This is a genomic window from Sphingopyxis sp. LC81 (genome assembly GCF_000756375.1).
GTDB lineage: Bacteria > Pseudomonadota > Alphaproteobacteria > Sphingomonadales > Sphingomonadaceae > Sphingopyxis.
Genome location: NZ_JNFD01000019.1, coordinates 1 through 20,973, shown reverse-complemented (window position 1 = coordinate 20,973; position 20,973 = coordinate 1). Strand labels below are relative to the sequence as shown.

Below are 20,973 nucleotides of genomic sequence, written 5' to 3'. Positions count from 1 at the left end.
TTGCGACGAGTCGAAGGCCCGCTATCGGTTGGGATAATGGTAAACGCCCCGCCCCCCTTCATCCCCGGCGCCTTCGTCGGGGCTGAGCATCATTTCCGGGCGCGCGTCTACTTCGAGGACACCGACCTGTCGGGTATCGTCTATCACGCCAATTACCTGCGCTATATGGAGCGCGCGCGGTCGGACATGCTGCGCATCGCGGGCATCGACCAGCGCGCGGCGATGGACGCCGGCGAAGGCAGCTGGGCAGTCACCGACCTTGCGATCAAATACCGCCGGCCCGCGCGGCTCGACGACGATCTGCTCGTCGTCAGCATGGTCGAAGCGGTGCGCGGCGCGAGCGTGATTATTTCGCAGCGCATCCTTCGCGGAACTGACACGTTAAGCGGCGAGACATTGACGGACGGGCAAGTCACCGCCGCCTTCCTGTCGCCCGAAGGCCGGCCGCGCCGCCAGCCAGCGGGTTGGGCCGACCGATTTACCGCCATCATGAATGGAGAGACTTTCCCTTGCTAGACAATATCTCGCTGGCCGCCGACGCGGCGACTTTGTCCCCCGTCGCGCTGTTCCTGCAGGCCGACATCATCGTGAAGGCGGTGATGATCGGGCTGCTCGCCGCGTCGATCTATGTCTGGGCGGTGATCTTCACCCACGGCCGCAGCGTCAACAAGCTGATGAGCGCGTCCGAACGCTTCGAGCGCGATTTCTGGCGCGCCGACAATATCGACAAATTCTTCGACAAGAACGGCAGCGAGGAATTGCCGAGCGCCAAGGTGCTCGGCGCCGGGATCAGCGAATGGCGCCGTTCGACCAAGACCAAGAATGTCGACCGCGACGGCACGCGCGAACGCCTCGGTATCGCGATGAACAGCGCGGTTGCGGGCGAAGTCGACCGGCTCGCCGAGAAGATCGGCACGCTGGCGACCATCGGCTCGGTCGCTCCTTTCGTTGGCCTGTTCGGTACGGTGTGGGGGATCATGCGCAGCTTCACCGCGATCGCGGCGGAGAATAACAGCAGCCTTGCCGTCGTCGCCCCGGGCATCGCCGAAGCGCTGTTCGCGACCGCGATCGGTCTGTTCGCCGCGATCCCCGCGGTGATCGCCTACAACGCCTTTTCGCAGCGCCTGAACCGGCTCGAATCGCGCCTCGGCCGCTTCGCCGACGGGCTGCACGCGACCTTCAGCCGCGAACTCGAGGTCGAAGCCTGATGGCGATGAGCGGTCCCTCGGGCGGCATCGGCGGACGGCGCGGGCGTGGCCCGCGCCGCGCGCCGATGGCCGAAATCAACGTCACCCCGCTCGTCGACGTGATGCTGGTGCTGTTGATCATCTTTATGATCACCGCGCCCTTGCTGGCATCCGCGGTTCCGATCGACCTGCCCGAAAGCCGGGCGAAGCCGGTCGAGACCGAGGATCAGGAGCCGGTGCAGCTGTCGATCAACGCCGACGACACGCTCTATATCGGCGAAGAGGTGGTGCCCGAGGCCGAGCTTCCGGCGCGGCTCGACGCGATCGCACGCGAGAATGACGGGCAGGACAAGCCGCGCCAGATCATGCTGCGCGCCGACAAGGGGCTCGATTACGGCCGCGTGATGCGCGTGATGGGCGAGCTCAACCGCGCGGGCCTGACGCGCATTTCGTTGGTGACGACGGGATCGGAGGGCACCGCCGACAGCGCGCCCCCCGCGGTCACCGACGGTTCAGAAACACAGCCCTAGGTTAAGACGATGGCCGAACAACGGGCAGTAAGGGGGAATGAAGGACGCGGCATCGCCGTCGCGGTGGCGGCGCATGTCGTCATCATCGGCCTGCTTTCGGTCCAGTGGACCGCGGGCGAGCGCCGCTTCGACAATCCGCCGATGGAAGTCGACCTTATCGCCGAAAGTGCGGTTCAATCGACCGCGCCGGTGATCAGCGAGACGCCCCCCGCCGCGCGGCTCGGCGAAGAGGACAATGTCGATATCGCGGCGCCCGAACCGGTGCCCGCGCCGCCGCTGCCCGAACCGGTGGTGCGACCGACACCCGCACCGACACCCAAGCAGGTCGCGAAGCCCAAAGTGGCACCGCAGAAGCAACCTCCCGCCGCGCAAAAGGCGCAGCCCAAGGCGGCACCCAAAGCACCGCCCGCCAAAAATCGCCCGGCGCGTCCGACCGGCCGCCTAGACGGCATCGCCGAGGGGCTTTCGAAGTCGCAGCCCAAATCACCCGCGAGCAAGGGCGCACCCGCCGCGGCGACCGCCGCCGAAGTCCGGCGATCGATCGACGTCAGCATCAAATCGGCGGTCGCGCCGCGCTGGAACGGCTGCCGCATCTCGGGGGTCGATGTCGACCAATTGAAGACGGTCGTGCGGTTCCGCCTGACCCAGTCGGGCGCGCTCGCGGGCTTCACCGGCGTTTCGACGACCGGCCAGAACGACAGCAACAAGTTCCAGGTCCAGCGGCACCAGGAATGTGCCAAACGCGCGGTCGAGCTGGCCGCGCCTTTCGACTTGCCGGAAGAAAATTACAGCTACTGGCAAAACTATACCTTGGATTTTGACAAAGCGAGATGAGCATGACCCTAGTGAGATATTTGATGGCAGGGGTTCTGGCGACAGCGTCTCTCCCCGCGATCGCCCAGGACCAGAGCACCGCTCAGCCGCAGCCCACCATCCAGCTGCCGCAACCCGAGGGTCCGCGCGAATCCATAACGGGGACATTGTCGAACGAGCGCACGGTCATCGCAATCCCCGCGCTCGCCACCTCGTCGGTGCAAAACGTCGCGGGACTGCGCACCGACAGCCTCGGCCGCCAGATCGCCGAAGTCATCGCCGCCGACCTTGAACGCAGCGGCCTCTACGATCCGATGGGACCCAGCGGCATTCCCGCGATCAGCCGCACCGAGGTGCAGGCCCCGCGCTTCGCCGAATGGCAGGCGCGCAACGCCGAAAATGTCGTCCACGGCTTCGTCGATGCCAGCGGCACCGGCGGCCTCGTCGTCGGCTGTTATCTCTACGACACCGCGCTCGGCAGCGAGCTTGTCCGCAAGGGCTTCGAAATCCAGCCCGGCGACTGGCGCCGCGCCGCGCACAAATGCGCCGACGCCATCTATTCGCGCCTGTCGGGCGAGGCGCCCTTCTTCGACAGCCGCGTCGCTTATATTGCCGAGAGCGGCCCCAAGGGGAACCGCATCAAACGCCTCGCGATCATGGACAGCGACGGCGGCAACCACCGTTTCATCACCAATGGTCAGGCGCTCGCGATCAGCCCTCGCTTCTCGCCCGATTACAAGAAGATCGTCTACGTTTCCTATCTGAACAACCGCGTCCGCGTCTTCATCTATGACGTCGCGGCGGGTTCGCAGAAATTGGTGACCGAAAGCTCGAACGCGACCTTCGCGCCGCGCTGGTCGCCCGACGGCACGCAGATCCTCTATTCGATGGCCGTCAACGGCAACACCGACATCTATCGCATCTCGGCGAACGGCGGCACCCCGGTGCGGCTGACGAGCACGCCGGGCATCGATGTCGGGGGCAGCTTCTCGCCCGACGGCAAGAAGATCGTGTTCGAAAGCGACCGGTCGGGCGGTCAGCAAATCTATACGATGAACATCGACGGATCGAACCAGCAACGGATCAGCTTTGGCGGCGGGCGCGCCGCGACCCCCGAATGGTCGCCGCGCGGCGATTTGATCGCCTTCACCCGCATGGGCGGCGGCGAGTTCCGCGTCGGGGTGATGACCCCGTCGGGCGGCGGCGTGCGGATGCTGACCAACAGCTGGCAGGACGAGGCGCCAACCTGGTCGCCGAACGGCCGCGTCATCCAGTTCTTCCGCACCACCCCGGGCCGCGAAGGCAAATCGAGCCTGTGGCAGGTCGACCTGACCGGCGTGAACATGCGCCGCCTGCCGACCCCGCAAGACGGGTCGGATCCCAGCTGGGGCCCGGTACTTCCCTGAGGAAAACCGGAACCAAAAAGGCGCGATCGGGTTCAACTATCGCGTCCTGAACGGGCCAATTCGGCCGCACGAACGATTTTCAACAACAAGAGGACAGAGACATGACGATACGCAAAAGCACCGCAATGATTGCGGCGATCACCATGCTTGCTGTTGGCGCCTGCGCGAAAAAGGCCCCTGACACGCTCCCCCCCGCCCCCGAAGGCACCGGCACCGATACGGGCGCTGGCACCGGCACCGGCGTCGTCCCCGGATCGCAGGAAGATTTCCTCGCCAGCGTTGGCGCCATGGGCGACCGCGTTTTCTTCGACTATGACCAGTATAATGTCGACGCGCAGGACCAGGCGACGTTGCAGACCCAGTCGCAGTGGCTGCAGCGCAACCCCGCGGTGCGCGTCACGCTCGAAGGCCATGCCGACGAACGCGGCACGCGCGATTACAACATCGCGCTCGGCGAGCGCCGTGCAAATGCCGCGAAGAATTATCTCGCATCGCTCGGCGTCGACCCGTCGCGCATCCAGGTCATCAGCTATGGCAAGGAACGCCCGGCCGAAATCGGTTCGACCGAGGAAGCCTATGCCAAGAACCGCCGCGCGGTGACCGTCGTTATCGGGCGCTAATAAGCGGCCAGAGCGGCACCGCGGCAAAGGCGGCGGTGCAGGCAAAGACACCGAAGGGGACCCGTTGCTCGGCGAGCGGCTGGTCCCCTTTTCGTTGGGCAACAAGCGCCCAGACAATCCCGCCCAGGCTCGCGAGCAGCAGCATCAGCGGCAGCACCTGCCAGCCGAGCCAGGCACCGATCGCCGCGACGAGCTTGGGATCGCCGCCGCCCATGCCTTCGGCGCCGCGCGCGCGCCGATAGGTCCACGCGATCAGTGCGAGTAGCAACCCTCCGGCCAAAGCGCCGATCCAGCGGTCGATCAGCGATGTGCCGAGCATCGGCCCCGCAACGAGCAGGCCGGCGATCCCGAGCAGCAGGTTGAGGCGGTCGGGTAACCAGAAATGGCGCGCATCGAGCAGCGTCAGCGGCAGCAGTAGCCAGCCGAACAAGGCCCAGAGCCAGCCCGCCGTGCCCGGCATGATCGCAAGCGCCGCGGCACCGATCAGCGCCGAGCCCAGTTCGACGCGCCAGTGGAAAGGATCGATCGCCGCGTTGCACGTTCGGCAGCGCCCGCGCGAGCTGAGCGTCGACAGCAGGGGGACGAGATCGAGCGCAGTGAGCGGCCGCCCGCAGCCGTCGCATTGCGAGCGCCCCAGCACCGAGCGCCCCGCGGGCCAGCGCAGCACCAGCGTCGCGATAAAGCTGCCGAGCGCGAGCCCGATCAGCGCTGCAAAGGCGACACCCGTGCCGAAGGGCAAGGCATCGAGGATCGTCACGTCAGAAGCGGCCCGAGGTCGCCAGCACGAAACCGGTGGGTCCGGCCTTGAATCCCAGTGCGGCGAGCGCGCCCGCCATCGCGGGATCGCGGTCGACATTGATCGCGAACTGCGCGCGGTACGCACCGCTGCCGTCGAACGACAAGGTCAGCCGTTCCATGCCCGACTGGCTGGCGAGCGACGCCTGCGCGCGCCCGTTCGCGCACGCCAGCGGGCCCGACAGGCCGCGCGAAAGGTCGAGCCCCGCGATGGGGGTGGAGACCGTAAGCTGGATGCGCCCGCTTGCCGCGGCGCATTTGCCCGCATCATCGAAGCGTATCGTGGCGCCTTCGAACCGGATGGTATCGACGGGGATCATGCCGAGCCCGCCCGACATCGACGTCGTGCCGCTGACGTCGGAGACGCCGCGCGGGTCGCTGCCATGCAGCCGGCCCGCGAGAGCGCCGAGCCGTTCGTCGGCGCGCGAGAAAGCGAGTTCGGTGCGGGCGCCGAGCAGCGCGAGCGGCGACAGGCTGGCGCGCACCGTGCCGAGCGGCAAGACGCCAAGCCGCGCATCGACGAGTTCGCCCGACCAGACCGACCCGCGAATTTCGCGCGCGGTGATGCCCGCATCGGTCGCACCCGACCAGCCGAGCGCGAGCCGCATCGGGAAGGTCGCGACAATCAGGATCAGCGCGAGCAGCAGCGCCGCAATCGTCCAATGCCGGCGCACGCTCATTGTCCGCCCTTCCGAAGTTCGGCGGTCAGACCGACGGTGCCGTCGGCGGCGGGGGTGATCGTCAACTGATCGACGACAAAACCCTGCCCCTCGAGCGAGGCGAGCCAGTCGGTGAGCACCGTCGCGCGTGCGGTGGCGATCGCGATCGTCGCCTGCCCCTGCCCACGCGCTTCGTTGCGGTCGAGCGTCAGCCCGATCTCGCCCGCCGACTGCGCGAGATATTGATCGATCGCGACCGCATCGACCGCTGCGGCAACCGATTTCGCCGGACGCTGCGCGAGCAATTGCATCTTGGCCGCCATGCGCCCCTCGCGCTCGATGGCGGCGCGATGCTGGCTCTCGAGATCGATGAACGCCGCGACCGCCGGACGGCCGAGCCCCCACAGGATGACGCCCAGCGCCAGGACGCCCGCGATACCGACGAGCCAGCGCTCGCGCGTCGACAGGGCGATCCACCAATGCTGCAGTCGCTCGGTCATGGCACCGCCCGGATCGTGATATTGGCCATTTGCTGCCCGTCGCTGCCCGCCATCGGCTGCGCGGTGATGCGATAGCCGCGCGCCTGCAGCGCGAGCAGCACCTTGTTGATATCTTCGACGCGCGGCGCCGCGAGCGTCGTCGTCAGCGTCCCGTCGGTGCGGTGCGACAGCGTCCTCAGCGTCACACCCGGCGCATCGCCCATCGCGTCGTAGAGCGCCGATGCCGGAACCGAGAAAGCGAGCGGCCCGCCGCCGGCAGCGGCGAGGCGGCGGTCGAGTTCGGCTTCCGCCGCGGTCGCATCGGGCGCGGTCACCCCGGCCTTCTTCGCCATCGCGACGACCGCATCGTCGGCGCGGCCGGTGTCGGACGACAGGCGCACCGCATAGATGACCGGGATAAGCAGGCTCACGGCAACGAGAGCGATGGCGAGGCGCTTCGCCAGCCGCAGCATCGCCGGATCGACCGCCCAGCTGCGCTTGGGCTTCCACCCGCCGCTCAGCAGGTCGAGCGGCGGCGCGGCGAGCGTCAGCAGCAGCGCCTCGCGCATCCGGTCGGCGTCGAGCGGCAAAGCGGTGTGCCCGCCCGCGATCAGCGGATCGAGCTCGGGATCGGAGACATAGGCGCGGTCGGCGGTGCGGACGATCCGCTCGCCGCCGACTTCCGCTGTCCACAGCGTCTCGGGCTCGGGCGGCGGCACCGCCACCGCCGCCGGGATAATCGCGGCCGGCGTCAGATCGCGCGCCTTCAACCAGTCGGTCCAGGCGGTCATCGCGGCGTGCGTCGTCACCGCAACCGCGACCGCCTGCCCCGTTTCCGCGGGCTGGCCCGCGACGACGTGGAGCGCCGCGGCGTCGCCTAAGCTATTCTTCAGCGCGTCGATGCGTGCCGCGGCGGCCGCCTGTGTGGGCGCGGCGTCGGGATAATGCAGCCAGCGTAGCGGAACATCGGCGACCGGCGCCAGTGCGACCAAGCGGTCGTCGGTGCTATCGTCGCGGGGCTTTTCCCACGCGCCGACCCAGCCATCGTCCTGCCCGCTATCGACGATCACGCCGTCGTCGACGCGCAGCCAGGCGGGCTGGGGCGCATTGTCTTCGCCAAGCACCGCCACCGGAGGCAGCCAGAGAACCAGCGTGCGCGTCATATCAGTCGCTCTCGCCCCAATCGCGGCGCACGATCACCGGCGGCGTCATGCCTGCAGACGGCGCCCCGCCATTGGCATCGATCAGCGAAACTGCGGTCAAGAAACCGTCCCCCATCGTCACATTCGTCGTCAGCGCCAGCCAGCGGCTGTTCACGCCCGCCTGTTCGGCAACTTCGTTCGGCGGCTTCCGTCCTTCGAACGGACCCGCCTCCCAGAATCGTACGCTGCTGCCATAGCCGCCAGCGGGGCGCGCCGCCAGCACCGCCCGCGCTTTCGCGACGCCGATCTCGCCGGGCACCAGCATCGCGACCAGCGGCGCCTGTTCGGGCGTCAGCGTGTTGACGTTGAGCTTCACCGGATCGGTCACCGGCAGCACGCAAATCCAGGGTTTGAGCCGTGCATAGATTTTCGGCGTCACCCCGCGCACCGCGCGGAGCTCGCTGACATCGGCCATCTTGCGGTTCGCGGGCAGATAGGCGCCCGGCATCCCACGATAGGCATTGTCCTCGGCACCGAGCGGGCCTTCGTTACTATCGCTGTCGATCCAGTCGGCGGCCGCGCCCGCGATCGCCTGCGCCTGCCCCGGATCGATCCCCAGCAAGGTCATCAATTCGCCGAACTGGCGCATCGAACCCGATCGCTGGCTGAACCGCCCCGGCACGGTTTCGGCGACGAGGCTGTTGAGGTTGAAGCAATTGTTCGCGTCGGTGAGCTTCGCGCGTCCCTCGCCGCCCGGAAGCGGCAGGGTAAAATCGCGGTCCAGCCAATTGCCGGCGAGCGTCAGTTTTGCGGGGTCTCGGCCAACAAGATCGGCGACGCGGCGCAGCGCAATCTGTTCGGCGGCAAAAGCGTAAGCGCGTCCCTGATCGACTGTCGCTGCGCTGCCCGCGATGCGCGTCGCGAGCGTCAGCCGATCGAGCGCGGTCGCGGCGATCACCGCCATCACCGCGACGAGCAGCAATACGGTGAGCAGCGCCGCACCGCGTTCGCCTTTCGCGCCGGGCTTCATGGTGCGGGCGCGCCTTGCACTGGCGGCGGCGGCAGCGTCGGCGCGGTCAGGAAGAGCATTGTCAGCGCCTCGCGTCCCGTCCGGGTCACTCGCACCTCGACGGCGCGCGGCAGGCGGTCACCCGGCTCCGAACTCCAGATCTCGCTCCAATTGCCCCGTTCGTCGCGGTATCGCACCGCGACGCTGGCGACGTCAGCGATCAGCCGGTCGCCCTCGCCGAGCGCGGTGCCGTCGAGCATCGGCTGCGTCGCGCGCCGCCACTCGTTGCCGACGCGTGCATAGGCAACGCGCTCGACGCTGGGACGGCGGCTGCCATCCGCCGAACCCGCGCCGCCATGGACGAACGCGAAGCCGGTCGACGATCCGATGAAGGCGGGAACCGCTTCCCCCGCAGGCCCGCGCGTCGAACGCTGGACCGCTTGCGCGAGATCGTTCGCCATCACGGCGCGAAGGCGGTTGATCCCGCCCATCGCCTTCAGCCGTTCCTGCACCGCATCCTGCGTATCGATGCTGCTGCGAAGGAGGCCTACCCCCATCGCCGCGATCGCCGCGAAGATGGAGAGTGCGACGAGCATCTCGACAAGGGTGAAGCCGCGCTCGTCCCTCATCGCGACGGCCGGATGATCGTCAGCGCCGCCTGCCCGCGCCCGCTTTCGGGGCGGACGAGAAGGTCGATGCGAAGCAGGGCGTCGTCGGCGGTCTTCGCGACGCGCTGCTCGATGCGCCAGTTGCGCCCGGCGTTCGCGACACCAACGGCACTGTTGCCGATCGTCGGCGGGGCTGGATCGGTCCACAGTTCGACCGCGCGGTTCTGCGCGACGATGCCCGCCATCGTGCTTTCGTCGAGGTCACCCGCGGTGCGCACCGCATAGGCGTCGAGGCGGATGAGCGCGAGCGCGGCGATGCTGATGACGCTCAAGGCCACCAGCATTTCGAGCAGGGTGAAGCCCCCTTCGCCGGATGGCGAACGACGAACAACGTCATTGGCCACGGCTGACCTCCCCGGTTGCCGAGACGCGCACGATCTCGCGCGCATCACCGCCCGTGAGCACAACCGCCTGCGGCGTCGGACTGATGCCGACGCGGTCGAACAGGATGCGTGCCGCGCCCTGCCCGTCGCCCGCCGCAAAGCGCACGTCGCCGGGCCAGTTGCGCTGTTCGAACGCCCGGCCGGGGAGCGGTTGCCATTCGCCCGAAATCCGCCGTTCGAAACCATAGCCCGACGGCGCGAAATTGACCGCGACGCTGCGCCCCTCAATCACCGCGACATCGCGCGCAGCGGCGAGCCGCGCCGCAAGCCGGTCGGCCTCGCTGCGCACGGCGCGTTCTTCGCCGGGAATGGTAAGCACGACCGCGGTCGCGGCGAGCGCCATGATCGCGAGCACGATCATCAGTTCGACAAGGGTAAAACCGCCCTGCCCGCGCCGCGCGCGCGCGTCAGCCGTCGCTGCGAATATCCGCATTGTCGTCGGTCCCGCCGGGGGCGCCGTCGGCACCGAGCGACCAGACGTCGAACGCCTTTCCGTTCGGCCCCGGCGCCTGGTAATTATAGGGGCGGCCCCACGGATCGGCGGGCAGCTTCTTGATATAGCCGCCGCGGCGATAGCGTTCGGGCTGCGCGAGCGCCGGCGGCGCGACGGTCAGTGCGTTCAGCCCGTCGGTCGATGCCGGATAGGTCAGATTGTCGAGCCGGTACTGCTCGAGCGCATTTTCGAGCGTCGCGATATCAGCCCTGGCCTTGGTCACCATCGCGCGGTCCTGGCTGGGCAGGACGTTGATCATCACCACCGTGGCGAGCAGCCCGATGATGAAGATCACGACCATCAATTCGGTCAGCGTGAAGCCGCGCTCGTCCGTCTTGCGGCGCCCGGCCGGCGGCCGGCCCCGATCAGAATAGGATGTATCGAGCATCAGGCGAAAGATTAGCTTCATCAGCGACATTTTCATAGTCCGGCTAGGTTCTGCAACTGAAGGATCGGAAGCAGAATGGCGAGGATGATAAGGGCCACGCACGACCCCATAACGACAATTATGACAGGTTCGAGAAGCGCCATCGACGCGGCCGTAAACCGGTCGAATTCACGCTCGAGATAATCGGCGGCGCGTTCGAGCATCTGTTCGAGCCGCCCCGCGCTTTCGCCGCTGGCGGTCATGTAGACGAGCAAGGGCGGGAAGACGCCGGCGTCGCGGAGCGCGGCGGACAGGCTGCCCCCGGCGCGCACCTGATCGACGATGTCGGCGGTCGCACCGGCGAGCGCGGCGTTGCGGATGGTCGGGACGGTGAGTTTCAGCCCTTCGACGAGCGGCAGGCGGCTCGACACCATCGTCGACAGCGTGCGCGCAAAGCGCGCGGCGTAGAGATCGCGGAGCAGGCGCCCGAGGAGCGGCAGGCGGAGCAGCCGCGCATCGACGCGCGCCTTGAACGCGGGGCGGCGCATCGCGGTGACCCAGGCAAAGCTCGCCCCGGCGACCAGCAGCGCGATCAGCCACCACCAGTTCGCGGCAAAGCCGGAAATCGCGATCACCGCGCGCGTCAGGAAAGGAAGCTGCTGGCCGACGTCGGTGAATTGTTCGACGACGCGCGGCACGACGAAGATCATCAGCGCGGCGACGACGCCGATCGCGACGACCGCGAGCACGATCGGATAGGCGAGCGCAGCGATCAGCTTGCCGCGCACCTCGGCCTGCCGTTCGAGCAGGTCGGCGAGACGCGCGAGGATGGTGGTGAGGCTGCCCGTCGTTTCGCCCGCCGCGACCATCGCACGGTAAAGCGGCGGGAAGCTTCGCGGCTGACGCCCCATGGCGTCGGCAAGGCGGCGGCCCTCGAGCAGGCCCGCATGGACGTCGCCGATGACATTGCGCGCGCTCTCGGCCTCGCTCTGGCGCGTCAATGTGCGCAGCGCTTCTTCGAGCGGCGCGACTTCGGCGAGCGTTGCGAGCTGGCGCGTGAAGAGCGCGAGTTCCTTGCTGCCCAATTTATTCTTGCGGAAAGCGAGCAGCGAGCGGCCGGCAGGCTTCGCGCCCGCTGCCTCGACCGCGACGACATGGAATTTGCGGCGAACCAGATCCGCGCGCGCCGCATCGTCGTTCGCGGCGGTCAGCCGTCCCTTGCGCTCGCGGCCCTGCGGATCGATCGCCACATAGCGATAATCAGGCATCGACATCCTCGCGCCGCGCGATGCGGATCGCCTCCTCGGCGGTCGTCAGCCCCTTCGCGACCATCGTCCGCGCCGCCGACGCCAGCGTCGGCGATTTGAGGAAGGCGTGCTTGGCGATCATCGCCTCGTCGCCGCCGTTGTAGATGTAGCGGCGGACGGTCTCGTCGACCTTGATCGCCTCGAACACGCCGATCCGTCCCTTATACCCGCTATGGCCGCACTGGTCGCAGCCCTTCGGGCGCCAGATCACGGTGCCGATGTCGAGGCCGAGGATCGCAGCGACGCTGTTGTCGGCCTGCACCGGTTCGCGGCAATGATCGCACAGCTTGCGCACCAGCCGCTGCGCGAGCACCGCGCGGAGCGTCGAGGCGAGGAGGAAGGGCTCGACCTTCAGATCCTTGAGGCGTGTGATCGCGCCCACCGCATCGTTCGTGTGAACGGTCGAGAGCACGAGATGGCCCGTCAGCGACGCCTGCACCGCGATATCGGCGGTCTCGCGGTCGCGGATTTCGCCGACCATCACGACGTCGGGATCCTGGCGCAGGATCGCGCGGAGGCCCGCGGCGAAGTCGAGCCCGACCTTGCTATTCACCTGCGTCTGACCGACGCCGTCGACGGCATATTCGACCGGATCCTCGACGGTGAGGATGTTGCGCTGGCCATCGTTCAATTGCTTGAGCGCCGCATAGAGCGTCGTCGTCTTGCCCGAACCGGTCGGGCCGGTGACGAGGATGATGCCATTGGGTTCGGCGAGCGCCTCGCGCAAAATCTGGTCGGCAGCGCCGGTCAGGCCGAGGATGTCGAAATCGATCCCCGCGGCGTCCTTGTCGAGGATACGCATCACGACGCGTTCGCCCGCACGGCTCGGCAGCGTCGACACGCGCACGTCGACCGCTTTGCCCGCGAGCGTCAGCCCGATGCGGCCGTCCTGCGGCACGCGGCGTTCGGCGATGTCGAGGCGCGCCATCACCTTGATGCGGCTGACGACGACTGGAGCCACGTGCGGCGGCATGCGCAGATGTTCGCGCAGCACGCCGTCGGTGCGCATGCGCACGACGAGTCCGCTTTCATAGGGCTCGATATGGATGTCGCTGACCCCCTGACGCACCGCTTCGGCGATGATCGCGTTGATCAGGCGGATCGCGGGGGCGTCATCGGCGCTGTCGAGCAGATCCTCGGCGCTCGGCAGGCTGAAATCGATATCGCTGCCGTCGAGCGACCCCGCCATCGCAGCGGCCGTGCTGTCGACCGCATAATGGTCGGAGAGCAGCCGGTCGAAATCGGCAACACTCGCGGTCGCGACGCGCAGCGGCTGCGCAAGATAACGTTTCACCTCGATCAGCACCGCGGGGTCGGCGCCCTCGCGCAAGGTCGCGAGCCAGGCGCCGCCCTCGCCCTCAGCGATGACGACACCGTGCGTACGGGCAAAGCCGTAAGGAATATCAACCGGCGCCGGGGGAGGCGCCGCCGGTTCGATGTCGGTCACGGATAGTCTCCGGCGGGCGGCGCGGGCGCCTGTGAAATCGAGGGCGGGACGTCGGTCGCTGTGACGCTGCCGTCGGGTCCGCGCAATTCGGGCAGGTTCACCGGGCCGACGGTGATGTCAGCGGACGTGGCTGCGCTCGGCACCGGCGGCACCGCGCCCAGATAGTCGCGCACCAGCGTATCGATCGCGGGTTCCACATCGGGGTTCCGCTGGAGCTGGAAGTCGCGGATATAGCCGTAACGACGCGCGGTGAGCGCGGCATTGTCCTCGCGATTGCGCAGGATCGTCGGACGGATGAAGACCATCAAATTGGTCTTCGATCGCGTGCGGCTGCGCGATTTGAACAATTCGCCCAGCAGCGGAATGTCGCTGAGCAGCGGGATGCGCTCGATCGTCTTGCGCTCGTCGTCGTTGAGTAGCCCGCCGATTGCCAGGATTTCGCCATCGTCGACGGTCAGCACGGTTTCGAACGCGCGTTTGTTGAGGATGAGGTCGCTGTTGCGCGACGAGACGGGGCCGGCGACGCTCGACACCTCCTGGCGCAGGAACATTTTCACTTCGCCGGCGCCATTGACCTGCGGGGTCACTTCCAGCTTGATCCCGACCTCTTCGCGCTGGACGGTGCGGAAGGCGTTCTCGAAATTGTCGCCCAGCTGTTCGCCGGTGGTGATCGGCACGTCCTGCCCGACGAGGAATTTCGCCGCCTGATTGTCGAGCGTGACGATATGCGGGGTCGCGAGCAGGTTCGACGTCGTGTCCGACTTCACCGCGTTGATGATCGCGCCGAAGATCGTGTTCTTGCCGATGTCGCCCGCGAAACCCGCGAACCCGCCGCTCGCGGCGAGCAGCGACGCCGCCGCGGCTTCCTGCAGGCTGTTGCCGAGCGAGCTCGTCGTCTGGGTAACGACGGTTTCGCCGTCGACCGTCGTCTTGTCCTGCGTCAGCTTGGTCGCGGCATAGGCGCCGCCGAGCGTCAGGATATTGGGCTGCGCGTTGCTGTAGCTCGTCGCGACGAAGGGGATATTCTTGCCGCCGAGCAGGAACTGGACCCCGAGGCGTTTCGCCGCATCGTCGCCGATCTCGACAACGATCGCCTCGACGAGAACCTGTTGGCGGCGGCTGTCGAGCTGGCGGATCAGTTCGCCGAGCATCCGCTGCACTTCGCTGTTGGCGGCGACGATGATCGCGTTCGCGCCTTCGTAACGCGTGATGATCGCGGGGCCGCGGGTCGAGATGCTACCGCTTCCGCCGCCACCGACCGAGGTGGGGGCAGCCTGGGCGGCGGCAGCCGCCGGCGCACCGTTGCCGTTCGACGAAGACATCGACGAAGAGGAAGCGGGCGGAAGACCCGCCTTCTGCACCGGGTCGCTGCCGCCGCCAATCAGCTGTTGCAGCGTCGGCAGCAAGGTTTCGGCATTGGCATGTTCGAGCCAATAGACGCGGAGCTCGGTGCCGCCCGCGGCCTTCGCGTCGAGATCGTTCGCCATCGAGACGAAGCGCGCGACCATCGCCTGATCACCCCTAAGAGCAATCGCATTGCTGCTGTCGATCGGCACGATCGCGACGGGTTTCTGCGCGCCCTCGCCCGCCGCCGGGACGAGCGCCTGCAGCGCGGCGGCGATTTCGCGCGCGCCGGCATTTTTCAGCGTGACGATCTGGCTGGTCGAGCTGTCGCGGTCGATGCTCGACGCGAGCGCGCGGATGCGGCGGATATTGTCGGCGAAGTCGGCGACGACGAGACTGTTGGCGTTGCGGTTCGCGGTGAGCGAGCCCTGCGCGCTGACGAGCGGGCGCAATGTTTCGACCGCCGAGACCGCATCGATATAGCGCAGGCGAATGATTTCGGTGACGAACTGGTTCTGCGCCGCGCCGCGGCTGCCGATCCGGCCGGGCTGCGCCGCGGCGCCGTCGATCGGCTGGACGCGGTAGCTGCCGTTCGGTCCGGGGACCGCAACGAGGCCGTTCGAACGCAAGGTCGCGAGGAAGATCTCGAAATATTCGCTGCGCGACAGCGGGCGGTCGGTGACCACCGACACCTTGCCGTTAACGCGGCCGTCGATGACGAAAGTCCGGCCGGTGACCCGCGCCGCATCCTGGATGAAGGCGCGGATATCGGCATCGCGAACGTTGAGCGTGTACTGGGCGAACGCCGGTCTCGGCGTGGCGGAAACCAGCGCGGCGGCGAGCATCAGGGACAGTTTGAGACGCATAAAACCTATTGCTTCGAAAGGAAAATGGCGACGGGAACGACGCTGGCGCCGCGCTCGACTTCGAGCGCGATGCGCGCGCCCGGCGTAAGTTGGTTGGCGAGCGCGGCGGCGTCGCTCGCCGATCCGATCGGGCGTCCGCCGACCGAACGGATGACGTCGCCGGGGCGCAGGCCTGCGGCGCGGAACGCCGCGCCGTCGCCCTGCGGCTGGACGACGATGCCGGTGACGCGGCCCTCTTCGGTGCGCGGGGCGAAGCCGACGCCGGCCTTGATCGCCGCAGGGGTCATTTCTCCGCTCGCACTCGCGCCGCCCGAGGCAGCCCCGATCTCGGGCGTCGGCGCGGGCAGCGGCGTCGCGGGATTTGCGACCGGCGCTTCGCCGCTCTGGTCGAGAAACAGACTTTCGCGCGCGCCGCCGCGGTCGAGCAGGACATGGTCGAAGGCGATGCCGGCAAGCTTCAACCCCGGCGCGATCTCGTCACCGACGGCATAGCTGGTCTGGATGCCATCCTCGCCCGCGATGATCGCCGAGCCGCCGCCCGTCGCTTCGTTGAGGTTGATGCCGAAGAGCGTCAGGCCCGCCGAAGTGACGGTAGTCGACGCGGGCCCCTGCGCATTGCTGCGAAAGAAGGGGTCGAACTGGGAAAAGAGTGCGCGCCGTTCGGCGGGCGATGCGATCACCGCGGCCTGCGGCTGCCACGCGCCGAGCGGCGACAGCGGCGTGAGCAATGTCCAGAGCAGGCGGACGCATTGCCATACCAACAGCGCGCCGAGCAGGCCGGCCAGCAGCATCGGCCAGATCTCGCGCGGCGAGCGCTTCCCGGCGCGGAGCCATGCAGGCAGCGCACGCGGCAGCCGAACGGCCGATCCGGACATCAGCGTTGCCATGAAATGTCTCTGTCCCCCCAGACTGAAAAAACCTGTCTCGCGAATCGCCTAGGGGCGAACGGTGACAATCAGTTGACCGGAAGATTACAGTTTTTTGACGGTCGAGCGAGTCTGCTGAGGCGACCCGAAAGGATCTTCCCTTGCCGCAGGGGGCGGAAAGATGAGCCCTCCGAGGGGCTGACGGAAGGGCCGGGACGACCAGCGACCCTTCCATCCAATGCCGGTTCGGGCGGCCCCCTCCCCATCGCTTTGCGACGGGGAGGATTTTGACTTTAGAACTTCAGCGACGCGCTGAGCGAAAAGGTACGGCCCAGCTTGTAACGGTTGAGGAAGATGCGATTGTCGCCCGACGTCTGCACTTCCTCATAATTGCGGCCGGTCAGGTTGCGCGCCTCGAACTTCAGCTCGATTTCCTTGTCCAGCAGCGAGATGCCCTGACGCGCGACGAAGTCGAGCGAGATGCCCGGCTTTTCGCGGATATCGGGCTGACCCGACGGGCCGCGGCTGGTGACGCGCGGGCTGGCATAGGTCAGGAGCAGCGTCTGCTGCGACAGATTGTCCTGATCTTCGAGCCCGATCTGGATGTTGACCAGATGGTCCGACTGGCCGGTGAGCGGCGCGCCGTCGAAGAAGAAGTTGCTGGCATCCTGCACCACGCCGTTGATCACCGTGGTGTCACCCGCGCCGACCTGAATTTCCGACTTGGTGTAGGTGTAGTTGCCGATCAGCACCAGGCGGCGGCTTGCCCAGAAGGCCGCGTCCGACAGCGTGTCGAGCGCGAAATATTTCTGCACCTCGACCTCGCCGCCGTAGAGCAACGCCTTGGGCGCGTTGGCGAAGCTGGTGTTGGCGATCGAATCGGTGCTGAGCGAGGTGTAGGCCTCGATCGGGTTCTCGATCTTCTTGAAGAAGCCCGCCGCGGTGAAACGCTGGTCCTTGGCGAAATACCATTCATAGCGCAGCTCGCTGTTCCAGAGTTCGCTGTCGGCCAGCGACGGGTTACCGCGGAACTGGCGGTTCGATTCGGGATCCTGATAGATTTGCGCAATCAGTTCGCGGAACTGGGGGCGGGCGATCGTGTTCGCGGCGTTGAGGCGCAGCTGCATATCGGGCGCCACTTCCCAGGTCAGCGTCACGGCGGGCAGCCAATAGTCGTTCTTGAGATTGGTTGCGGCAATCGCGCTTCCGCCGGTGCCGAACAGGTCGATCGGCACGACGGTCTGCTTGCCGTCCTCATAGCGCACGCCGACGTTGACGTTCATGCCCGACACGATCTCGGCCTGAAGCTGGGCATATCCGGCGTGGGTGGTGAGCCCGGCGTCGAACGCCGCGGTGCCGTCCTGCGCCGACGTTTCGACCAGCGTGATGTCATAGAGCTGGATCGACGCATCGGAGAGCAGATAGTCGGGGCGCAACTGCGTCACCGGCACCGGCAGGCCCGAGGCACGGAACTGGAAGGCGCGGCGCACGGCGGTACGGCTCGTGTCCGAATAGGCGTAACCCACGGTCGCGGTGATCTGCGGGGCGAGCTCGTACGACAGGTCGACGCCGCCCGACCACAGATCCTCGTTGAGGTCCGAGAAGGCAATTGTCGCGTCACCGCGGTTGCCGCCAAGGTCGTTGACGAACTTGTTGCCCGTGGGGTCCTGCGCGGTCGGCAGGTTGGTGCGCACATAGGTGAAGCCGCGTTCATAGGGCGCCTCGCGCTGCGAATTGGCGTAAGCGCCGCGCAGATCGACCTTCAACGCGTCGAAGTGGAATTCGCCGACGAATTGCGTGTTGATCAGCTGGCGCTCGTACCAGGCGGTGTCCTGCTTCATGATGTCACGGCCGACCTGGTTCGCGTCGGTGCCGAGGCCGAGACGCGCCTGTTTCAACGTGTCGCGAATAAAAAGGTTGGTCCAGCGCAGCTTGTGTTCGCCGATTTCGAGGCCGAAACCGAGCAGCGCGTTCACGACGATGCGGTTGTCGGTGATGACGCGGTTGTAGCTGGTCTGCGGATCGCCCGACAGATCCTTGTTCAGCGACGTCTGCTGCAACGTGTCGCGGGTGCGCCACTTGTTGCTGATCCCCGCGGTCGCGATGATGCCGAGCTCGCCGTCGGCGAAGGGGATCGTCGTGCCGCCGGTGATGCCAGCGGACCAGTTGATCGGGATATGATCATTCTGCTGCAGCAACGCCGTGTCGCTGTTGACCAGCTCCATCTGGATAAATTCCAGATCTTCCTGGGAGAAATCGGCGCCTTCGAGGATCGGCTTGCCGCTCGCGAAGGCGGCCTTCAGGACCGACGGGACATCGCGGCTGCCGTCGTCGAAGCCGGTGACGTCGGTGTCGCTGCCATAATAGGTATAGCCAAGCTGGTTCGTCGTCTCGCTGTCCCAGCCGATGCCGCCGCTGAAAGTGATGAAGGGTTCGCGCGGGATCGCCTTGGTCGTGAGGTTGATCACGCCGCCGCCGAATTCGCCGGGGAAGTTCGCCGAATAGCTTTTCTGGACGAGCGTCGAATCGATGACGTTCGACGGGAAGATGTCGAGCGGAACGACGCGTTTCAGCGGCTCGGGGCTCGGCAGCGGCGAACCGTTGAGCAGCGCGAGCGAGTAACGGTCGCCAAGGCCGCGGACATAGACGAAGCCGCTGCCGACGACCGACAGGCCGGTGACGCGCTGGAGCGAGCCCGAAATATCGCCTTCGCCGGTGCGGGCAATATCGGCCGACGACAGCACCGAGACAACCTCGGGGGTCGCGCGGACGACGTTGGGGGTAAAGCGGCCGGTGACGACGATTTCCTGATCGGCGCCGCCGGGGATCGAGACGTCGCCCTGTTCGTCGTCCTGAGCCGCAGCATCGTCGGTCGCGGGCACTTCGGCCGTGACCGGGGGCGCGTCAGGCGCGGGCGCGCCCATATCCTGCGCCAGAGCGGCAGGCGCGACGAGAGCGGAACTGAGGAGAAGCAGGCTGGCAAAGATCGGCCGCTTGGTCATGATGGAAAGTCCCCAAGGATATGCAGGAAGGGAGCGGGCCAGCCCGTCAGGCGTGCCCGCTCCCCAATTGGATCGCGAGCGATCAGGTCGTCGGAATGGCGCTGCAGGCGCGGCTCGTCGTGCCGAAGTTCGCGGTCGACGAGTTGCAGGTCCAGCCCTGATACCAGGTGTCGTTGGCGTCGCGGACGGCGCCGACATAGGCGGTGGTGTCGAAGAAGGCGTTCAGCGTCTTCGCGTTGAAGGGCGTGAAGCCGGTTTCGGTCGCCCCGTTGATGAACAGGCTGGTCAGCGACGGCACATAGTTCGAACGGTTGTTCGTGCCGGCTTCGAAAATCGACTGCACCTGCGCGTCGGTCACGCCGCTCGTGCCGCGGAACGGGGTGGCGTTGCACTGCAGCGAGACCGAGAAGAACTTCGGCGGGCCGGCTTCGTCGAGCGCGGGGTTCGCCGGGTTGATCGTCGTCGCGCTGTTGAGGCCAAGGCAGCGGAAGCCCGGAGCGACGATCAGGCCGTTGGCGAACGTATAGTCCGCGCCGCCGCGCACCAGGATCGACACGCCGTTACCCGCCGCATTGTTGCGGTGGATATAGGTGAAGTTCGAGATCGCGACATTCTGGCGCGGAACCGCATCTTCGTTGCCGTTCGAGTCGATTTCCATCATCGAGTCGCCGACCGCGCCGCCTTCGCGCTGCACGCCGATGACGTACTGGATGTTGCCCTTGTAACCGACGTCGGTGTCGAGACCGTCGTCTTCGGCGCCGGTGATCACCAGATGCTTCATGTTCACGCGGCCGCCGAACACTTCGATACCGTCGTCCGAGCTGTTGTGGATCTGGACATGGTCGATCTGGGTGCCCGAACCGGTGCCCGAAGGCGTCAGCCCCTGAAGCTCGCTTGCCGCCGACAGGATGAAGCCCGAATAGCGGATCTGGACATAGGACAGGCGGCCCGAGTTATCGCCCGGCTGCGCGCCGCCATAGAGCGCGTTCGACGTGCCTTCGGTGTCGCGTTCGCACGCCGCGGTGCCCGGCGCCGCACCCGGTGCAAGGCAGTCGGTGATCGGCGCGCGGCCGAGCAGGACGACGCCGCCCCACAGCTGCGACGTCTGGTCGCCCGCCGAGCCGACGACGTTGCCGCGGCCGGTGAAGATGATCGGCTGCGTCGGCGTACCGACCGCGTCGATGCGGTTGCCGCGGTTGACCGCGAGGAAGGAAACGCCCGTTGCACCAAAGATGGTGACGCCCGGATCGACCGTCAGCGTGACGACGTTATTGGTGCTCGTTGCACCCTGATCGGTGCCGACATCGACGCGGCCAGGAAGCGAATAGATGACGCCCGGAGCCTTCGGAATCGCGGTCGTCGCGGTGAAGCGCGTCGGGAAGCCGCAGTTGCGCCATTCGCCGCCGGGGCCCGAAATCGTGCCGAGGTTCGTAAGCTGGTCGGGACCGGCAATGGCCGGGCAGTTCGCGGCGGGGGTGACGGTGCCGGGCGGGGGGGGCGGAGTCGGCGTGGGGGGCGGCGGCGGCGTCGGGGGCGGGATGACGGACACGGCGGCCACCGGGGGCGGGGCGCCGGCGGCCCCGCCCGGCG

At 67.2% G+C, this 20,973-nt stretch carries 21 protein-coding genes; 6 read left to right on the top strand and 15 right to left on the bottom strand.

Annotated elements, in window-relative coordinates; translation table 11 throughout:
• Nucleotides 1–36 precede the first annotated feature (36 nt).
• From FG91_RS10040 to pal, 6 genes are all read left to right on the top strand, one after another.
• Nucleotides 37–516: a YbgC/FadM family acyl-CoA thioesterase gene (locus tag FG91_RS10040; protein WP_037514643.1), complete on the top strand. Its 480-nt coding sequence runs from the start codon at nucleotides 37–39 to the stop codon at nucleotides 514–516.
• Nucleotides 510–1,208 carry a protein TolQ gene (tolQ, locus tag FG91_RS10035; RefSeq protein ID WP_037514641.1) on the top strand — a complete coding sequence of 233 codons (699 nt, stop codon included), beginning with the start codon at nucleotides 510–512 and terminating at the stop codon, nucleotides 1,206–1,208. Before FG91_RS10040 ends, tolQ begins: the two co-directional genes overlap by 7 nt.
• Entirely contained in the window at nucleotides 1,208–1,717 is a 510-nt protein-coding gene (gene tolR, locus FG91_RS10030) for a protein TolR (protein WP_037514639.1), read from the top strand. The genes tolQ and tolR overlap by 1 nt, the downstream gene beginning before the upstream one ends.
• A gap of 9 nt (nucleotides 1,718–1,726) precedes the next feature.
• Nucleotides 1,727–2,551: a hypothetical protein gene (locus FG91_RS10025; RefSeq protein WP_037514637.1), complete on the top strand. Its 825-nt coding sequence runs from the start codon at nucleotides 1,727–1,729 to the stop codon at nucleotides 2,549–2,551.
• Nucleotides 2,548–3,936: a Tol-Pal system beta propeller repeat protein TolB gene (gene tolB / locus FG91_RS10020; RefSeq protein ID WP_037514636.1), complete on the top strand. Its 1,389-nt coding sequence runs from the start codon at nucleotides 2,548–2,550 to the stop codon at nucleotides 3,934–3,936. The genes FG91_RS10025 and tolB overlap by 4 nt, the downstream gene beginning before the upstream one ends.
• A gap of 101 nt (nucleotides 3,937–4,037) precedes the next feature.
• Nucleotides 4,038–4,556 (top strand): peptidoglycan-associated lipoprotein Pal, encoded by a 519-nt coding sequence (gene pal / locus FG91_RS10015; RefSeq protein WP_171013523.1) that lies wholly within the window; start codon nucleotides 4,038–4,040, stop codon nucleotides 4,554–4,556.
• Here the strand turns inward: pal and FG91_RS10010 are convergent.
• The 15 genes from FG91_RS10010 to FG91_RS09940 all read right to left on the bottom strand — a co-directional run.
• Nucleotides 4,543–5,313: a prepilin peptidase gene (locus tag FG91_RS10010; protein ID WP_235212005.1), complete on the bottom strand. Its 771-nt coding sequence runs from the start codon at nucleotides 5,311–5,313 to the stop codon at nucleotides 4,543–4,545. The two genes, pal and FG91_RS10010, sit on opposite strands and share 14 nt — an antisense overlap.
• A gap of 1 nt (nucleotide 5,314) precedes the next feature.
• Complete coding sequence (gene gspN, locus FG91_RS10005) at nucleotides 5,315–6,031, bottom strand: type II secretion system protein N (protein ID WP_037514634.1); 717 nt, start codon at nucleotides 6,029–6,031, stop codon at nucleotides 5,315–5,317.
• Complete coding sequence (gspM, locus tag FG91_RS10000) at nucleotides 6,028–6,510, bottom strand: type II secretion system protein GspM (RefSeq protein ID WP_037514632.1); 483 nt, start codon at nucleotides 6,508–6,510, stop codon at nucleotides 6,028–6,030. The genes gspN and gspM overlap by 4 nt, the downstream gene beginning before the upstream one ends.
• A complete protein-coding gene (gene gspL, locus FG91_RS09995) occupies nucleotides 6,507–7,652 on the bottom strand; it encodes a type II secretion system protein GspL (RefSeq protein WP_037514631.1) in 1,146 nt (381 codons plus the stop codon). The genes gspM and gspL overlap by 4 nt, the downstream gene beginning before the upstream one ends.
• 1 nt (nucleotide 7,653) lies before the next feature.
• Nucleotides 7,654–8,661 (bottom strand): type II secretion system minor pseudopilin GspK, encoded by a 1,008-nt coding sequence (gspK, locus tag FG91_RS09990; RefSeq protein ID WP_037514629.1) that lies wholly within the window; start codon nucleotides 8,659–8,661, stop codon nucleotides 7,654–7,656.
• Nucleotides 8,658–9,269, bottom strand: coding sequence for a type II secretion system minor pseudopilin GspJ (gene gspJ / locus FG91_RS09985; protein ID WP_037514628.1), 612 nt, complete (start codon nucleotides 9,267–9,269; stop codon nucleotides 8,658–8,660). Before gspJ ends, gspK begins: the two co-directional genes overlap by 4 nt.
• Entirely contained in the window at nucleotides 9,266–9,652 is a 387-nt protein-coding gene (gene gspI / locus FG91_RS09980) for a type II secretion system minor pseudopilin GspI (protein WP_037514627.1), read from the bottom strand. The genes gspJ and gspI overlap by 4 nt, the downstream gene beginning before the upstream one ends.
• Nucleotides 9,642–10,124, bottom strand: a complete 483-nt coding sequence (locus tag FG91_RS09975) for a GspH/FimT family pseudopilin (RefSeq protein ID WP_037514625.1) — start codon at nucleotides 10,122–10,124, stop codon at nucleotides 9,642–9,644. Before FG91_RS09975 ends, gspI begins: the two co-directional genes overlap by 11 nt.
• Nucleotides 10,099–10,602 (bottom strand): type II secretion system major pseudopilin GspG, encoded by a 504-nt coding sequence (gspG, locus tag FG91_RS09970; protein ID WP_081940521.1) that lies wholly within the window; start codon nucleotides 10,600–10,602, stop codon nucleotides 10,099–10,101. The genes FG91_RS09975 and gspG overlap by 26 nt, the downstream gene beginning before the upstream one ends.
• A 2-nt stretch (nucleotides 10,603–10,604) precedes the next feature.
• Nucleotides 10,605–11,819: a type II secretion system inner membrane protein GspF gene (gspF, locus tag FG91_RS09965; RefSeq protein ID WP_037514694.1), complete on the bottom strand. Its 1,215-nt coding sequence runs from the start codon at nucleotides 11,817–11,819 to the stop codon at nucleotides 10,605–10,607.
• On the bottom strand, nucleotides 11,812–13,305 hold the full coding sequence (locus FG91_RS09960; RefSeq protein ID WP_037514622.1) for a GspE/PulE family protein: 1,494 nt from the start codon (nucleotides 13,303–13,305) through the stop codon (nucleotides 11,812–11,814). Before FG91_RS09960 ends, gspF begins: the two co-directional genes overlap by 8 nt.
• The gene (gspD, locus tag FG91_RS09955; protein ID WP_037514620.1) at nucleotides 13,302–15,515 is read right to left on the bottom strand and encodes a type II secretion system secretin GspD; all 2,214 of its coding nucleotides are present in this window, start codon (nucleotides 15,513–15,515) and stop codon (nucleotides 13,302–13,304) included. Before gspD ends, FG91_RS09960 begins: the two co-directional genes overlap by 4 nt.
• Before the next feature lie 5 nt (nucleotides 15,516–15,520).
• Nucleotides 15,521–16,402 (bottom strand): type II secretion system protein N, encoded by an 882-nt coding sequence (locus FG91_RS09950; RefSeq protein WP_052187480.1) that lies wholly within the window; start codon nucleotides 16,400–16,402, stop codon nucleotides 15,521–15,523.
• Nucleotides 16,403–16,674: 272 nt separating this feature from the next.
• The gene (locus tag FG91_RS09945; protein WP_037514618.1) at nucleotides 16,675–19,383 is read right to left on the bottom strand and encodes a TonB-dependent receptor domain-containing protein; all 2,709 of its coding nucleotides are present in this window, start codon (nucleotides 19,381–19,383) and stop codon (nucleotides 16,675–16,677) included.
• Nucleotides 19,384–19,465: 82 nt separating this feature from the next.
• Nucleotides 19,466–20,973: hypothetical protein (locus tag FG91_RS09940; RefSeq protein WP_052187486.1), on the bottom strand; the 1,508-nt coding region annotated here is incomplete at its 5' end.

Excerpts from the sequence above, each read along its gene's own strand:
- gspD (WP_037514620.1), bottom strand. The coding sequence starts at position 15,515 with ATGCGTCTCAAACTGTCCCTGATGCTCGCCGCCGCGCTGGTTTCCGCC.
- gspF (WP_037514694.1), bottom strand. The coding sequence starts at position 11,819 with ATGCCTGATTATCGCTATGTGGCGATCGATCCGCAGGGCCGCGAGCGC.
- gspN (WP_037514634.1), bottom strand. The coding sequence starts at position 6,031 with ATGAGCGTGCGCCGGCATTGGACGATTGCGGCGCTGCTGCTCGCGCTG.
- tolB (WP_037514636.1), top strand. The coding sequence starts at position 2,548 with ATGAGCATGACCCTAGTGAGATATTTGATGGCAGGGGTTCTGGCGACA.
- gspM (WP_037514632.1), bottom strand. The coding sequence starts at position 6,510 with ATGACCGAGCGACTGCAGCATTGGTGGATCGCCCTGTCGACGCGCGAG.
- pal (WP_171013523.1), top strand. The coding sequence starts at position 4,038 with ATGACGATACGCAAAAGCACCGCAATGATTGCGGCGATCACCATGCTT.
- gspG (WP_081940521.1), bottom strand. The coding sequence starts at position 10,602 with ATGTCGCTGATGAAGCTAATCTTTCGCCTGATGCTCGATACATCCTAT.
- gspJ (WP_037514628.1), bottom strand. The coding sequence starts at position 9,269 with ATGAGGGACGAGCGCGGCTTCACCCTTGTCGAGATGCTCGTCGCACTC.
- gspK (WP_037514629.1), bottom strand. The coding sequence starts at position 8,661 with ATGAAGCCCGGCGCGAAAGGCGAACGCGGTGCGGCGCTGCTCACCGTA.
- FG91_RS09975 (WP_037514625.1), bottom strand. The coding sequence starts at position 10,124 with ATGCGGATATTCGCAGCGACGGCTGACGCGCGCGCGCGGCGCGGGCAG.
- FG91_RS09950 (WP_052187480.1), bottom strand. The coding sequence starts at position 16,402 with ATGGCAACGCTGATGTCCGGATCGGCCGTTCGGCTGCCGCGTGCGCTG.
- FG91_RS09945 (WP_037514618.1), bottom strand. The coding sequence starts at position 19,383 with ATGACCAAGCGGCCGATCTTTGCCAGCCTGCTTCTCCTCAGTTCCGCT.
- FG91_RS10040 (WP_037514643.1), top strand. The coding sequence starts at position 37 with ATGGTAAACGCCCCGCCCCCCTTCATCCCCGGCGCCTTCGTCGGGGCT.
- gspL (WP_037514631.1), bottom strand. The coding sequence starts at position 7,652 with ATGACGCGCACGCTGGTTCTCTGGCTGCCTCCGGTGGCGGTGCTTGGC.
- tolR (WP_037514639.1), top strand. The coding sequence starts at position 1,208 with ATGGCGATGAGCGGTCCCTCGGGCGGCATCGGCGGACGGCGCGGGCGT.
- FG91_RS10025 (WP_037514637.1), top strand. The coding sequence starts at position 1,727 with ATGGCCGAACAACGGGCAGTAAGGGGGAATGAAGGACGCGGCATCGCC.